This is a genomic window from Stenotrophomonas forensis (assembly GCF_028752115.1).
GTDB classification, from domain to species: Bacteria; Pseudomonadota; Gammaproteobacteria; order Xanthomonadales; family Xanthomonadaceae; genus Stenotrophomonas; species Stenotrophomonas forensis.
The window spans coordinates 2281797-2297006 of the sequence record NZ_CP082270.1; the positions used below are offsets into that span (position 1 = coordinate 2281797).

General features: G+C 66.1%; 9 protein-coding genes. 3 read left to right on the top strand and 6 right to left on the bottom strand.

Features of this window, described 5'->3' with window-relative positions:
- Positions 1-2724, top strand: coding sequence for a response regulator (locus K5L94_RS10780; protein ID WP_274512582.1), 2724 nt, complete (start codon positions 1-3; stop codon positions 2722-2724).
- A 12-nt stretch (positions 2725-2736) separates the two neighbouring features.
- Here K5L94_RS10780 and rpfF read toward each other — a convergent pair whose 3' ends face one another.
- From rpfF to betI, 5 genes are all read right to left on the bottom strand, one after another.
- Complete coding sequence (gene rpfF / locus K5L94_RS10785) at positions 2737-3606, bottom strand: diffusible signal factor synthase RpfF (protein ID WP_053449650.1); 870 nt, start codon at positions 3604-3606, stop codon at positions 2737-2739.
- A gap of 199 nt (positions 3607-3805) precedes the next feature.
- Positions 3806-5482, bottom strand: coding sequence for a long-chain fatty acid--CoA ligase (locus K5L94_RS10790; protein ID WP_008265257.1), 1677 nt, complete (start codon positions 5480-5482; stop codon positions 3806-3808).
- A 254-nt stretch (positions 5483-5736) separates the two neighbouring features.
- Positions 5737-7419: a choline dehydrogenase gene (gene betA / locus K5L94_RS10795; RefSeq protein WP_006441623.1), complete on the bottom strand. Its 1683-nt coding sequence runs from the start codon at positions 7417-7419 to the stop codon at positions 5737-5739.
- Positions 7420-7520: 101 nt separating this feature from the next.
- The gene (gene betB / locus K5L94_RS10800; RefSeq protein ID WP_274512583.1) at positions 7521-8993 is read right to left on the bottom strand and encodes a betaine-aldehyde dehydrogenase; all 1473 of its coding nucleotides are present in this window, start codon (positions 8991-8993) and stop codon (positions 7521-7523) included.
- Positions 8994-9032: 39 nt separating this feature from the next.
- Complete coding sequence (gene betI, locus K5L94_RS10805; protein WP_049455864.1) at positions 9033-9623, bottom strand: transcriptional regulator BetI; 591 nt, start codon at positions 9621-9623, stop codon at positions 9033-9035.
- A gap of 170 nt (positions 9624-9793) precedes the next feature.
- On the opposite strand from betI, the gene K5L94_RS10810 reads away from it, so the two are divergent.
- Both K5L94_RS10810 and K5L94_RS10815 read left to right on the top strand, forming a co-directional pair.
- The gene (locus K5L94_RS10810; protein ID WP_006441902.1) at positions 9794-11344 is read left to right on the top strand and encodes a BCCT family transporter; all 1551 of its coding nucleotides are present in this window, start codon (positions 9794-9796) and stop codon (positions 11342-11344) included.
- 266 nt (positions 11345-11610) lie between these two features.
- Complete coding sequence (locus tag K5L94_RS10815) at positions 11611-12054, top strand: hypothetical protein (protein ID WP_053449654.1); 444 nt, start codon at positions 11611-11613, stop codon at positions 12052-12054.
- A 160-nt stretch (positions 12055-12214) separates the two neighbouring features.
- Here the strand turns inward: K5L94_RS10815 and acnA are convergent, their stop codons facing one another.
- Positions 12215-14968 carry an aconitate hydratase AcnA gene (acnA, locus tag K5L94_RS10820; protein ID WP_274512584.1) on the bottom strand — a complete coding sequence of 918 codons (2754 nt, stop codon included), beginning with the start codon at positions 14966-14968 and terminating at the stop codon, positions 12215-12217.
- Positions 14969-15210 lie beyond the last annotated feature (242 nt).

Below are 15210 nucleotides of genomic sequence, written 5' to 3' on the forward strand. Positions count from 1 at the left end.
ATGCAGGACCTGTTCGCACGCGTGAGGCGCAAGCTGGCGCAGCGTCCGGATTCGGAGCATGGCCAGGCGATCGTGCGGATGGTGCTGATCTCGCTGATCCTGGTCTATGTGCTGTTGTCGGGCGCCCGCCTGCATCGGCTCGAGCAGTACCAGGGCGTGCTGGCGACGGTGTTGACCGGGCTCGGCCTGTCGCTGCTGCTGTTCGGCTGGCTGCTGTGGAAGCCGGGCCGCTCGGACCCGCGACGGGTGGCCGGGATGCTGGCCGACTACGGGTTGATCGCGATCGGCATGATCCAGATGGGCGAGCCGCTGGCCTGGGTGTATGCCGTGGTGATGTGGGTGACGGTCGGCAATGGGCTGCGCTTCGGCCCCCGCTACCTGGCCGCTGCCATCGCGTTGGCAATGGCCAGTTTCGGTGCCACCGTGCTGTTGACCCCGTACTGGCGGGCCAACCCTGGCCTGGCCCTTTCCCTGTGGCTGGGGCTGCTGGCGGTGCCCCTGTGCTGCTCTTCCCTGCTGCGCCGAAGGATGCGACATCCGACCATGGATACCACCCCCGCCGCCGCCACCGTCTCGCGTTCGCTGCTGGCCCGCTTCAGGCAGCGCCTGTCCGGGCGCGAAGACAGCGAGCACGCGCAGAACCTGATCCGCATCGTCATCACTGCACTGTTCATCAGCTACCTGGGCTGGCGCTCGATCAGCGGCGGCGGTGAAGCACTGACGGCCACCTGGCTGATCCTGGCCTTCGAACTGACCATCTCCGCCGGCCTGCTGGCGGCGATCCTGGTGCATCCGGGCGTGTCGCATGTGCGCCGGGTGATCGGCATGCTGACCGACTACACCTGCATGGCCTGGATCATGACCATCCAGGGCGAGCCGGCGGCACCGTTGTACGCGGTGATGCTGTGGGTGACGATCGGCAACGGCATGCGCTACGGCAGTACCTATCTGCGCGTGGCCACCGCGATGGGCTGCTTGGCCTTCCTGTGCACGGTGATGCTGTCGCCGTACTGGCGGGGCCACGACTATCTGGGCTGGGGCCTGCTGCTGGGCCTGGGCGCGATCCCGCTGTACTTCGACTCGTTGCTGCACGCACTGACCCGCGCCGTGGCCGAAGCGCGCCAGGCCAACGAGGCCAAGAGCCGCTTCCTGGCCAACATGAGCCACGAGTTCCGTACACCGCTGAACGGCCTGGCCGGCATGACCGAAGTGCTGGCCACCACCCGCCTGGACGATGAGCAGCGCGAATGCCTGAACACCATCCAGGCCTCGACCCGCAGCCTGTTGGCGCTGGTGGAGGAGGTGCTGGACATCTCCGCGATCGAGGCGGGCAAGGTGCGGGTGGAGTGGCACGAATTCGCGCTGGCCGATGTGCTGCAGGCGATCAACCTGATCCTGACCCCGCAGACCCGCTCGAAATCGCTGGACTACCGCGTGCAGGTGGACGAGAACGTGCCGCCGCGCCTGCTGGGCGACGCCGGCCATCTGCAGCAGATCCTGCTGAACCTGATGGGCAACGCGGTCAAGTTCACCGACAGCGGCTACGTGCAGTTGCACGTGTCCAGCCCTGATGCGCTGGGCAGCGAGCGGGTACGCCTGCGCTTCGAGATCGTCGACAGCGGCATCGGTGTGCCGGTGGCGCTGCGCGGCCGCCTGTTCAATGCATTCGAGCAGGGCGATGTCGGCCTGGCCCGCCGCCATGAGGGCACCGGCCTGGGTACGGCCATTGCCAAGGGCCTGGTGGAGTCGATGGGCGGCCAGGTCGGTTACGCCCCGAACAGCCCGCGCGGCAGCGTGTTCTGGGTTGAAATCACGCTGGACGTTGCAGACCCCGTGGCGGCGCCGGTGGCGGCGTCCGAGGTGGCCGAAGCCGGCAACGTCATTGCCTTTTCCAATCCGTTCCTGCGCCATCGGGCACGGGTGCGCAGCCTGCGGGTGCTGGTGGCCGATGACCATGAAGCCAACCGGATGGTGCTGCAGCGCCTGCTCGAGAAAGCCGGCCACAAGGTCACCTGCGTCAATGGTGGCGCTGAAGTGCTCGACGCGCTTGAGCAGGCAAGCTACGACGCGGCGATCGTCGACCTGCACATGCCCGGCATGAGCGGCCTGGACCTGCTCAAGCAGCTGCGGGTGATGCAGGCCAGTGGCATGCCCTATGTGCCGGTGATGGTGCTCAGTGCCGATGTCACCCCCGAGTCGATCCTGCGCTGCGAACAGGCGGGCGCGCGCGCGTTCCTGGCCAAGCCGGTGGTCGCCACCCGGCTGCTGGAAGTACTGGCCGACGTTGCGGCCAATACCCGTGCCGAAACCGGCATACAGTCGGTGCCCGCCTTGCCGGTCGGCGATGGCGTGCTCGACACCGCCGTGCTGGACGAGCTGGCTGCGCTGGGCATGGGCGATGGCTTCGAGCGCAAGTTCATCGACCAGTGCCTGGCGGATGTCGACGCCAGCATGGGCCAGCTGCAGGCCTGCGGCGAGCGCCAGGCCTGGGAAGACTTCCGCGAGCATGCCCACGCCTTGCGGGGTGTGGCGAGCAACCTGGGACTGGTCCAGGTTGCCGCCTCCAGTGGCGAGATCATGCGCATGGCGGACTGGCAGCTGAAGGGCGAGTGGAACACCCGGCTCGGCAACCTGTCGGCCGCCCTGCGCAACGGCAGGAATGCGCTGGCTGCGCGTAGTGCGGGGGCACCGCACCGCGACGACAGTGAGCGCAGCCCGTCCTGAACCGCCGGGCTGTCAGGCCGGGTCGCCATTGCGCCGGGCCTGCGCCCGCACCAGCCGATCCATCGTACGCAGGGACTTTTCGCCGAGCTGCATGGCGGTGTCGACCCAGATCTCGGTGATCCGCATCATTTCGTGCAGCGGCACCATGGTGGCGATCTCGTTGACTTCGCGCATCGCCGCCCAGGCGTGCGGAATCCGCTTGCTGTCCTTGATCACCTGTTCCACTGCGGCCACGCCTTCGCCGACCGGCACGACGATGTCCACCAGGCCCATCTCCTTGAGCTGGCGGGCCGTGTAGAGATTGCCCTCCAGCATGATCTTCTCGGCCAGGCGCGGGCTGATCCGCTGGCACAGGAAGGAGTAGGCGCCCATGCCGGGGAACAGGTCGAACAGCACCTCCGGCAGGCCCATCAGCACGCCTTCCTCGGCGACGATGGTGTGGCAGCTCAGCGCCGCTTCGAAGCCGCCACCGAGTGCATTGCCCTGGACCAGCGCGATGCTGTGCGCGCGGGCGCCAAGACCGGCATGGAAGGCATGCACGCCGCGCACGCAGCGCTGCGCGTAGTCAAGCAGGCGGGCGCGATCCCCTTCGCGGATCAGGCGGCAGAACAGTTCGAGATCGCCGCCCAGGTTGAACACGTCGCTGTCCGAGGCCAGAACGACATGGGGTGACAGAACATGCGAGGCGCTGAGGCGATCGCCCAGTTCGCGCTGGTAGTCGACGATGTCATCGACCAGGCGCGAAGCGAAGCACGGCCGGCCCGGCTGGTTGACCAGGTTGGCGTGCATGTGGATCCAGTAGACATTCCGCTCCAGTTCCTCGGTGATACGCAGGGTAGGGTGCTGGGCGGGGCGGGTGATGATGGGGCGTACTGCGGACATGGAAGTTCTCCGTGTGACCGTCCGGCCAACCGCAGAGCGGACGGAGAAGAGTGAGGGGGCGAGCTGAACGTGCGGCGGCGACTGATTCTATGCACCCGTCGTGAACCGCCCGCAAGCGCTGGGCCGGCCATGTTCCGGCAATGAAAAAGCCCCGCCGTCGCCGGCGGGGCCCCTGTTCTGCCTGCTTGCCCGCAAACCCTTACTGGGCGGGCGTATCACGCAGCTCGCGACGGAGAATCTTGCCGACGTTGGTCTTCGGCAGCTCTTTTCGGAATTCTACGATTCTGGGGTGCTTGTATCCGGTCAGGTTTGCCCGCGCGTGCTCCTTGACCATTTCGGCGGTCAGGTTCGGGTCCTTCTTCACGATCACGACCTTCACCACTTCGCCGGATTTCTCGTCCGGAACGCCGACTGCGGCCACCTCCAGCACGCCCGGCATCATCGCGATGACGTCCTCGACCTCGTTCGGGTACACGTTGAAGCCGGACACCAGGATCATGTCCTTCTTGCGGTCGACGATGTAGAAGAAGCCGTGCTCGTCCATCTTCGCCATGTCGCCGGTGTGCAGCCAGCCGTCGGCATCGATGGCCTTTTCGGTTTCATCCGGGCGCTGCCAGTAACCCTTCATCACCTGCGGGCCCTTGATGCACAGCTCACCGACTTCGCCCAGCGGCAGGATGTTGCCGTTGTCGTCCTTGATGCAGGCATCGGTGGACGGGATCGGCAGGCCGATCGAGCCGTTGTACTCGGGCAGGGTGAGCGGGTTGATGCAGGCCGCCGGCGAGGTTTCGGTCAGGCCGTAGGCCTCGACCAGGGTGACCCCGGTGGTCTTCTTCCAGCGCTCGGCCACCGCGCGCTGCACCGCCATGCCGCCGCCCAGGGTGAACTTGACCGAAGAGAAATCGATCTCGTCGAAGCCGGGGGTGTTGAGCAGGCCGTTGAACAGCGTGTTGACGCCGGTGATGGCGGTGAAGCGGGTGCCCTTCAGCTCCTTGACGAAGCCCTTCATGTCACGCGGGTTGGTGATCAGGTGGTTGCAGCCACCGAACTTCATGAAGACCAGGCCGTTCGCGGTCAGCGCGAAGATGTGGTACAGCGGCAGGGCGGTGATGATGACTTCCTTGCCCGGCTCGATGCCCGAGGTGGACAGCCACGCCGACGCCTGCTGCATGTTGGCGATCAGGTTGCGGTTGGTCAGCATCGCGCCCTTGGCCACGCCGGTGGTGCCGCCGGTGTACTGCAGGAAAGCGATGTCGTCGTGGTCGATCTCGACCTTCGGAAGCGTGTGGCGGCTGCCCAGCTTGAGCGCCTGTTTGAAGCGGACCGCGCCCTTGACGTGGTAGTTGGGCACCATCTTCTTGATGTACTTCAGCACGAAGTTGACGATCGCACCCTTGGCGCCGAGCAGGTCGCCCAGGCCGGTGGTGATCACGTGCTTGACCGGCGTGTCGGCGATGACCTGCTGGACGGTGTCGCCGAAGTTGTCGACCACCACCAGCGCGCTGACACCGGCATCGACCAGCTGGTGCTTGAGTTCGCGTGCGGTGTACAGCGGGTTGACGTTGACCACGGTGAGGCCAGCACGCAGCACGCCGAAGGTGGCCACCGGGTACTGCAGGCAGTTGGGCATCATCAGGGCGACGCGGTCACCCTTCTTGAGCTTGAGCTCGCCCAGCAGGTAGGCGGCGAACTGGGTGACCAGCGCATCGGTCTCACCATAGGTGATGACCTTGCCGAAGCTGGAGTAGGCGGGACGGTCGCGGAATTTCGCGACGGAGGCGTCGAAGACCGAGGCGACCGAATGGAACTCGTTGACGTCGATTTCGGCGGGAACGCCTTTCGGATAGCTCTGCAGCCAGGGACGATCCAGACTCATATTCCCCCTCCAGGAATCGTGATGTATTAGGTTCCGGCCCTGAGCGTATCGACAATGGCCGGTCATTGCAGCATACCCCGCCGTAGGGAAAACGCGAAGAGGGGTTCGCGGAGGCGGCAATGGTAGGTGCCGACCCTGGTCGGCACAGGATCCGGAAACGGCAACGGTAGATGCCGACCTTGGTCGGCACAGGATTCCGAGGGGGGGCTTGGATCAGTGCCCACCAAGGTGGGCACCTACCGGTCTGGGGCTGCTCAGCCCTGCTTGCGCACCGGTGCGCCGTTGGCCTTGTAGTACGGCGCGGTGCTGCGGGCGAGCGGGGTGCGGCCGCGGATCACGTCGGCCAGCTTCTCGGCCATCATGATGGTCGGCGCGTTGAGGTTGCCGGTCACCACCTGCGGCATGATCGAGGCATCGACGATGCGCAGGCCTTCCAGGCCGTGCACGCGGCCCTGGCCATCGACCACCGCCATCGGATCATCGGCGTGGCCCATCTTGTTCGAGCAGGACGGGTGGTAGGCGGTCTCTGCATGCTCGCGCACGAACGCATCGATCTGCGCGTCGGTCTGCAGCGCGCTGCCGGGCGAAATCTCGCGGCCGCTGTACGGTGCCAGCGCCGGCTGCGCGAAGATCTCGCGGGTGATGCGGATCGCCGCGCGGAATTCGCGCCAATCCTGGTCATGCGACATGTAGTTGAACAGGATGCTGGGATGTTCGCGCGGGTCCTTGGAGCGCACGTGGATGCGGCCGCGGCTGGGCGAGCGCATCGAGCCCACGTGCATCTGGAAGCTGTGCGCCTTGATCGGGTTGGAGCCGTTGTAATTGATCGCCACCGGCAGGAAGTGGTACTGCAGGTTCGGCCAGTCGAACTCGGCGTCGCTGCGGATGAAGCCGCCGGCCTCGAACTGGTTGCTGGCGCCGATGCCGGTGCCCAGGAACAGCCACTCGGCGCCGATCGCCGGCTGGTTGTACAGCTTCAGCGCCGGGGCCAGCGACACCGGCTTCTTGCACTCGTACTGCAGGTACATCTCCAGATGGTCCTGCAGGTTGGCGCCGACGCCCGGCAGGTGGTGCACCAGGTCGATGTCGAGGCTGCGCAGCAGGTCGGCCGGGCCGACGCCCGAACGCTGCAGGATCTGCGGCGAGGCGATGGCGCCGCCGCACAGCAGCACTTCGCGGCGCGCGGTGGCGCGCTGCGGCTGGTCGTTGTGCAGCCACTGCACGCCCACCGCACGCTTGCCCGAGAACAGGATGCGGTCGGTCAGCGCGTGGGTGACGATGGTCAGGTTCGGGCGCGGCTTGGCCAGGTCCAGGTAGCCGCGGGCGGTGCTGGAACGGCGGCCCTTCGGGGTCACCGTGCGGTCCATCGGGCCGAAGCCTTCCTGCTGGTAGCCGTTGAGGTCGTCGGTGCGCGGGTAGCCGGCCTGCACGCCGGCCTCGACCATCGCCGCGAACAGTTCGTTGTTGCCGGCCTTCGGCGTGGTCACGCGCAGCGGGCCGTCGCCACCGTGGTAGTCATTGGCGCCGATGTCGCGGGTTTCCGCCTTGCGGAAGTACGGCAGGCAGTCCAGGTAGGTCCAGTCTTCCAGGCCCGGCATGCTGGCCCAGTTGTCGTAGTCCATCGCGTTGCCGCGGATGTAGCACATGCCGTTGATCAGCGACGAGCCACCCAGGCCCTTGCCGCGGCCGCAGTCCATGCGGCGATTGTTCATGAAGGGCTCGGGATCGGTCTTGTACGCCCAGTTGTAGCGCTTGCCCTGCAGCGGGAAGGCCAGCGCGGCCGGCATCTGGGTACGGAAGTCGAGCCGGTAGTCGGGGCCACCGGCTTCCAGCAGCAGCACGCTCACATCGGCATCTTCGGTGAGGCGGGTGGCCAGCACGTTGCCGGCCGAACCGGCGCCGATGATGATGTAGTCGTACTCGTTATGGGTGCTCATGGGTGTCTCCTGCAGGCCGGGGCGCGCTGCATGCAGGCGTCCCGGCGGAATGTCGGATCGGCACGGTGGCCGGACGATGGGGCGCGCTCAGGGCGCGCCGATCAGAACACGCTGGCGTAGTCGCCCAGCTCGACCTGCACCGACTTGATGCGGGTGTAGTGGCCGAGGGTGGAGATGCCGTTCTCGCGGCCGACGCCGGATTCCTTGTAGCCGCCGACCGGCATTTCGGCCGGCGATTCACCCCAGGTGTTGATCCAGCAGATGCCGGCTTCCAGGCGGTGGATGATGCGGTGGGCGCGGCTGACGTCCTTGCTGACCACGCCGGCAGCGAGGCCGAAGGTGGTGTCGTTGGCACGGCGCACCACTTCGTCTTCGTCGTCGTAGGCGAGGATGCTCATCACCGGCCCGAAGATCTCTTCGCGGACAATGGTCATGTCATCGCGGCAGTCGGAGAACACAGTCGGCAGCACGTAAGCGCCGTTGGCCAGCGCACCTTCGGTGGCACGGCCGCCGCCGGTCAGCAGGCGGGCGCCTTCGGCCTTGCCGCTTTCGATGTAGCGCAGCACGTTTTCCATGTGCGGGAAGCTGGTCAGCGGGCCGAAGTTGGTCTCGGCAGCCATCGGGTCACCGATGCGGATGCGCTTGACGCGCTCGACAACAGCGGCTTCGAACGCGGCCAGCATGCTGCGCGGCACGAACACGCGGGTGCCGTTGGTGCAGACCTGGCCGGAGCTGAAGAAGTTGGCCATCACCGCGATATCAGCGGCGCGGTCGAGGTCGGCGTCATCGCAGATCACCAGCGGCGACTTGCCGCCCAGCTCCATGGTCACTTCCTTCAGCGACGAAGAGGCGGCACTGGCCATGACCTTCTTGCCGGTGGCGACGCCACCGGTGAAGGAGATCTTCTCGATCACCGGGTGCTCGGTCAGCCACTGGCCGATCTCGCGGCCCGGGCCCTGCACGACGTTGAACACGCCGGACGGCACGCCGGCTTCGGTGTAGATCTCGGCCAGCCGGATCGCGGTCAGCGGGGTCACTTCGGACGGCTTGAACACCATTGCGTTGCCGGCAGCCAGGGCCGGGGCCGACTTCCACATGGCGATCTGGATCGGGTAGTTCCACGCGCCGATGCCGGCGACCACGCCCAGCGGCTCGCGGCGGGTGTAGAAGAAGCTCGATTCGCGCAGCGGCAGCTGGATGCCTTCGATGGCGGTGGCCAGGCCGGCGTAGTACTCGACCACGTCGGCACCGGTGACGATGTCCACGGTGGTGGTCTCGGCCAGCGCCTTGCCGGTGTCCAGGGTTTCCAGGTGGGCCAGCTCATCATTGCGCTCGCGCAGGATCTCGACCGCACGGCGCAGGATGCGCGAACGCTCCATGGCGGTCATCGCGGCCCACACCTTCTGGCCTTCGGCCGCGCTCTGCACGGCGCGCTCGACGTCGGCCTGGCTGGCGACCTGCACTTCGGCGATCACCTCACCGGTGGCCGGGTTCACCGACTTGAAGGTCTTGCCGCTGGTGGCATCGACGCGCTGGCCGTGGATGTACAGCTGTTGGACGGGCAGGGTGGTCATGGGGGCGTACTCCTTGGAAGGGGGCGGGTGCTGAAGCGCTTATAGCGCGACAGCCTGCAACTGGAAGTCGATGTAGCCGTAAGCGATGCGCCGGGACTTCTCGGCATTGAACTGGCCGCCGACCAGGCTGCCGCGCAGCCACAGGCCGTCGATCATCGCGGCCAGGCCGCGGGCGGCCAGGCGGGCCTGCGGGTGGGGCAGCAGGCGGTTGAACTGGTGGCACAGGTTGGAGAACAGGCGCTGGTCGTTGGCGCGCTGCAGCCGGGCCAGTTCCGGCTGGTGCATGCTCGCGGCCCAGAAGGTGAGCCAGACGCGCATGGCGGTGCCGTTGATCTGGCTGTCATCGAAGTTGCCATCGACGATGGCACGCAGCTGGTCGCGCGGGTCATCGCCGACGTCAGCGCGGTAGCGCGCAACGGCGTCCTTCAGTTCACGCAGGATCTGCCGCATTGCAGCATTGAGCAGGCCGTCCTTGTCGCCGAAGTAGTGGGCGACGATGCCGCTGGACAGCCCTGCCTTCTTCGCGATGGTGGCGACGGTTGCATCGGCCATGCCGATCTCGTCGATGGTCTGGAAAGTGGCCCGGATCAGCTGCTCGCGCCGTACCGGTTCCACGCCTTTCTTCGGCATTGTCTCTCCACGGATTGCGACCCGAAGGATCGGGCTGCCCGCCATTATGCTTTTTATTGATTGAACGTTCAATCAATAAACCCTAGGATGCGCTCGCGCCCCACGCCTTGGGCCCGGTTTACCGGTCCGGCCCCGCCCATGTGCTCCCTCGGACTTGATGAGACGACCCCATGTCTTCCCTGGCTCATCCCAAGCGTTCGCCCCTGCGCTTGAACCGTTTTGTGTTCTTCAGTTCCTCGGTGTCGATCGGCATCCTCGGGCTGCTCACCGTTCTCTATCCCGAAGGCAGCGAGCACTGGCTGCAATGGGCGCAGGCCGAGGTGTCGGCGGCGTTCGGCTGGTGGTACATGCTGCTGATCGTGCTGTGCCTGGGCTTCGTGCTGTGGCTGGCGTTCTCGCCGTATGGCCGCATCCGCCTGGGCCACAACGAGGAATCGCCGGCCTTCGGCTACGTGCCCTGGGTGTCGATGCTGTTCTCGGCCGGCATCGGCATCGCGCTGCTGTACTACGGCGCTTACGAGCCGCTGGATCACTTCCTCAATCCGCCCGGGCAGCCCGGCGGTACCGTGGCCGCCGGCCGCGAGGCGATGGTGCTGACCTTCCTGCACTGGGGCCTGCACGGCTGGGCGCTGTACGCGCTGGTGGGCGTGGCGCTGGGCTATTTCGCCTACCGCCGTGACCTGCCGCTGGCGCTGCGCTCGGCGCTGTACCCGATCTTCGGAGAGCGCATCCATGGCCGCATCGGCGACATGGTCGATGGCTTTGGCATCCTTGCCACGCTGATCTCGATGGTGACCAACCTCGGCATCGGCGCGCTGGTGGTGCAGTCCGGCCTGGTCTACCTGTTCCACATTCCGGACACGCCGCAGGTGCTGGTGGCGATCGTGCTGGTGATGATGGTGGTGGCCACCATCGGCGTGGTGGCGGGTGTGGAGAAGGGCATCGCCTGGCTGTCCAACCTCAACGTGCGCCTGCTGTGCGGCCTGCTGCTGTTCGTGCTGGTCACCGGCCCGACCCTGCACCTGTTCGACGGCCTGATCCAGAACACCGGCGACTATCTGGGCGCGTTCGTGCGCAAGAGCTTCGACATGTACCTCAACGACCCGAAGGGTCGTGAATGGATGGGCTCGTGGACGCTGTTCTACTGGGCGTGGTGGATCGCCTGGGCACCGTTCGTGGGCCTTTTCGTGGCGCGCATCTCGCGTGGCCGCACCATCCGCGAAGTGATCATGGGCGTGCTGCTGATCCCGCTCGGCTTCACCCTGGCGTGGCTGTCGATCTTCGGCAATACCGCCATCGACCTGGTGCTCAACCACGGCCAGGCGGTGCTGGGCGAGGTGGCCCAGCACGATGCGGCGATGACGCTGTTCAAGCTGCTGGAATACCTGCCTGCCGCGCCTTACGTGGCCGGTGCCGCGGTGGTGATCGGCTTCGTGCTGTTCCTGACCCCGGTCGATTCGGGCACGCTGATGATCGCCAACCTGTGCACCCGTCGCGTCGACGATGGCGTGGAAGATGGCCACGACGCGCCGATCTGGCTGCGCGTGTTCTGGGCGGCCGGCATCACCGTGGCCAGTGTCGGCCTGCTGCTGGCCGGCAACTTCAGTGCGATGCAGACGGCGGTGGTGCTGTGCGGCCTGCCGTTCTCGTTCACCCTGGCGTTCTACATGTGGGGCCTGCTGAAGGCGCTGCGCACCGACCCGGACGCACCGCGCCGGTGACCGGGCATCTGGCACGTATCCCGACGTTGCCGGAGACGCAGTAGCGCCAGGCCATGCTAGGCTGCGAAGAAACCAGAAGGGCCGGATCCGCGAGGACCCGGCCCTCTTGTTGGATGGCCGACCAGCAGTCGACGCCACCCAGGGTGAAGCGTTCGCTGCTGGACAGCTGGAGGCACCCGGCCGCACGGAATTTCGTAGCACTCTGAAAGACAGGCAGGGCCGTTCGCGGTAATCATCGTTCAACGATCCATTTCCGGAGTTGAGCAATGGTCCGAATCCTGAGCTGTGCGTTGATGGTCTCGCTTTCGATGAGTGCGCATGCGGTGCCGGGCGCGATGGTGCAATTGAACTTCCCGGTGATCGCGCTGGGTGAAACGGCAGAACTGAACCTGCAGCTGGCACCACATCCGGGTGGGCTGGTGACCTATTCGATCCACACCAATGTCTATGCCAGCGAGGAGAGCAGCGGCTACCGGGTGCTGGATGTGCGCTGCCCGCAGGGCTTCCTCTCAAATGTCTACCAGGGAAACGCCGGTGCGGTGTGCTATCGCATCGAGGATACGCCGCATCCCGCCGGTGAGATGTCGGTGACAGTGTTCAACGAGGATGCGCCGGATGGGCATCTTGAGTGGGAGGAAGGCCTGTGGTCGCTGGACACCATGGGCCCCGCAGTGAAAACGTCGTGGCACCTGTTCGGCGTGCGGCCCTGATCTGTAGGGTTGACGCCTGACCTGATGCCGGCGGGACGGTGTGCAGACGAAAAGGGCCGGATCCGTGAGGATCCGGCCCTTCTTCTTGTAGAGCCGAGCCATGCTCGGCTGACGCTGTGGCGATGTGGCCGAGCGCAGGCCCGGCTCTACCGTTGATGCGTTACTTGCTGGCCAACTGGCGCAGCACGTACTGCAGCAGGCCGCCATGACGGAAGTATTCGACCTCCTTCGGGGTCAGCAGCATCACTGAAACCTCGAAGGTCTTCTTCGTGCCATCGGCCTTGGTGGCAGTGACCGTGGCGCGCTTGCTGGCGCCATCCTGCAGGCCGGTGATGTCGATCACTTCCGAGCCGTCCAGGCCCATACTCTGCGCGTTCTCGCCGTTGCGGAACTGCAGCGGCAGCACGCCCATGCCGACCAGGTTGGAGCGGTGGATGCGCTCGAAGCTCTCGGCGATGACCGCTTTCACCCCCAGCAGCAGGGTACCCTTGGCGGCCCAGTCACGCGACGAGCCGGTGCCGTATTCCTTGCCGGCCAGCACCACCAGCGGCACCTTGTCGGCCTTGTACTTCATGGCCGCATCGTAGATCGCCAGCTTCTCCGGCTGGCCACCGCCGGTCGGGTAGTACAGGGTGTTGCCGCCTTCCTCGCCACCGAACATCAGGTTCTTGATGCGGATGTTGGCGAAGGTGCCGCGGACCATCACGTCATCGTTGCCGCGGCGGCTGCCGTAGCTGTTGAAGTCGGCCGGCTGCACGCCGCGTTCCTGCAGGAAGCGACCTGCCGGCGAGTCCTTCTTGATGTTGCCGGCCGGGGAGATGTGGTCGGTGGTGATCGAGTCGCCGAACAGGCCCATCACGCGTGCACCGTGCACGTCATCGATGCTGCCGGTCTGCATGGTCATGCCATCGAAGTACGGCGGGTTCTTGATGTAGGTGGAGGCGTCGCTCCACTCATACAGGTTGCCGTCCGGCGAGGCGATGGTGTTCCAGCGGGTGTCACCCTTGAACACATCGGCATAGTTCTGCTTGAACATCTCCGGGCCGATGGTGGCGGCGATGACGTCGCCGATTTCCTTGTTGCTCGGCCAGATGTCGCGCAGGAACACCGGCTGGCCATCGCTGCCGGTACCCAGCGGCTGGGTGGTCAGGTCGATGTCGGTGGTGCCGGCGATGGCGTAGGCCACCACCAGCGGCGGGCTGGCCAGGTAGTTCATCTTCACTTCGGGATGCACGCGGCCCTCGAAGTTGCGGTTGCCCGACAGCACCGAGGTGACCACCAGATCGCCGGCGGCGATGCCGGCGCTGACTTCGGTCGGCAGCGGGCCGGAGTTGCCGATGCAGGTGGTGCAGCCGTAGCCGACCACGTAGAAGCCGATCTTCTCCAGCTCCTTCAGCACGCCGGCCTTTTCCAGGTAGTCGGTGACCACGCGCGAGCCTGGGCCGAGCGAGGTCTTCACCCAGGGCTGGCGGTTCAGGCCCTTGGCCGCCGCGTTGCGCGCCAGCAGGCCGGCGCCGATCATCACCGCCGGGTTGGAGGTGTTGGTGCACGAGGTGATGGCGGCGATGACCACTGCGCCATCCTTCAGCCGTACCTTGCGGTTCTCGATCTCGATGTCGGCGAAGCCCTTGGCCAGCTGCTCGTTGCCGACCGCCGCACCGCCGCCTTCATTGACGAACGAGGACACATCCTCGCTGCGCTTGTCGCGGTTGGCGGTCATGCCCACCAGCGCTTCGCGGTAGTTCTTCTGCACGTCTTCCAGCAGCACGCGGTCCTGCGGCCGCTTCGGGCCGGCCAGCGACGGCTTCACCGTGCCCATGTCCAGTTCCAGGGTGGTGCTGTACTGGGCGTGCGGGCTGCCGGGTTCGTGCCACAGGCCCTGCGCCTTGGCGTAGGCTTCGACCAGGTTGATCTGCTCTTCGCTGCGGCCGGACAGGCGCAGGTAGTTCAGTGATTCGGCGTCGATCGGGAAAATGCCGCAGGTGGCGCCGTATTCCGGGGCCATGTTGCCGATGGTGGCGCGGTCGGCCAGCGGCAGGTGCTGCAGGCCGTCACCGTAGAACTCGACGAACTTGCCGACCACGCCCAGCTTGCGCAGCATCTGGGTGACCGTCAGCACCAGGTCGGTGGCGGTGGCGCCTTCGGGCAGCTTGCCGGTCAGCTTGAAGCCGACCACCTGCGGAATCAGCATCGACGACGGCTGGCCGAGCATGGCCGCCTCGGCCTCGATGCCGCCCACGCCCCAGCCCAGCACGCCGATGCCGTTGATCATGGTGGTGTGGCTGTCGGTGCCGAAGACGGTGTCCGGATAAGCGATGGCCGTGCCATCCTTGTCGGCGGTCATCACCACGCGGGCCAGGTTTTCCAGGTTCACCTGGTGGACGATGCCGGTGTTGGGCGGCACCACCTTGAAGTTGTCGAAGGCCTTCTGGCCCCAGCGCAGGAAGCCGTAGCGTTCCTGGTTGCGCTGGAACTCGATCTTGCCGTTGAGGTCCAGCGCATCGGGCTTGCCGAACACATCGACCTGCACCGAGTGGTCGATGACCAGTTCGGAGGGAATCTGCGGGTTGATCTGCTCGGGCGAGCCGCCGAGCTTGACCACGGCGTCGCGCATCGCGGCCAGATCGACCACGCAGGGCACGCCGGTGAAGTCCTGCAGGACCACGCGCGCCGGCATGAAGGCGATTTCGGTGTCCGGTTCGGCGGACGGGTTCCAGCGGGCCACGGCTTCGATGTGATCCGGGCCGACGGTGGCGCCACCGTCCTCATGCCGGAGCAGGTTCTCCAGCAGGATCTTCATCGAGTAGGGCAGGTGGGAGATATCGAAGCGCTGGCCCAGCGTGGGCAGGCTGAAGTAGTCGTAGGTCTTGCCGCCGACGTTCAGCTGGCTGCGGGTGGAGAACGAATCGCTCATGCGGGGTAACTCCTTCTTGCGGATGGCTTGCAGTGGCGCGTGCATGGACGCACCTGCTTGCGGTCGCCGCGGGCTTGGTGGCCCCGGTGGTTCCAGTATGAACCCGAAACTGAATGGATTCACCCGGGCCGGTTCCGGCCTGCGGCATCGGTTCCAGACTACAGGGGAAGGTGTATGGCGTATGTCACGTTTGTGGCCGATCCTTTGCGAGGCAAGGGCTTGTGGGGTGCCGGTCCGGGTCA

What these genes read in the sequence shown, in the direction of transcription:
- acnA (WP_274512584.1), bottom strand. Translation starts at nt 14,968, where the DNA reads ATGAGCGATTCGTTCTCCACCCGCAGCCAGCTGAACGTCGGCGGCAAG.
- rpfF (WP_053449650.1), bottom strand. Translation starts at nt 3,606, where the DNA reads ATGTCCGCAGTACGCCCCATCATCACCCGCCCCGCCCAGCACCCTACC.
- betB (WP_274512583.1), bottom strand. Translation starts at nt 8,993, where the DNA reads ATGACCACCCTGCCCGTCCAACAGCTGTACATCCACGGCCAGCGCGTC.
- K5L94_RS10815 (WP_053449654.1), top strand. Translation starts at nt 11,611, where the DNA reads ATGGTCCGAATCCTGAGCTGTGCGTTGATGGTCTCGCTTTCGATGAGT.
- K5L94_RS10780 (WP_274512582.1), top strand. Translation starts at nt 1, where the DNA reads ATGCAGGACCTGTTCGCACGCGTGAGGCGCAAGCTGGCGCAGCGTCCG.
- K5L94_RS10810 (WP_006441902.1), top strand. Translation starts at nt 9,794, where the DNA reads ATGTCTTCCCTGGCTCATCCCAAGCGTTCGCCCCTGCGCTTGAACCGT.
- betA (WP_006441623.1), bottom strand. Translation starts at nt 7,419, where the DNA reads ATGAGCACCCATAACGAGTACGACTACATCATCATCGGCGCCGGTTCG.
- K5L94_RS10790 (WP_008265257.1), bottom strand. Translation starts at nt 5,482, where the DNA reads ATGAGTCTGGATCGTCCCTGGCTGCAGAGCTATCCGAAAGGCGTTCCC.
- betI (WP_049455864.1), bottom strand. Translation starts at nt 9,623, where the DNA reads ATGCCGAAGAAAGGCGTGGAACCGGTACGGCGCGAGCAGCTGATCCGG.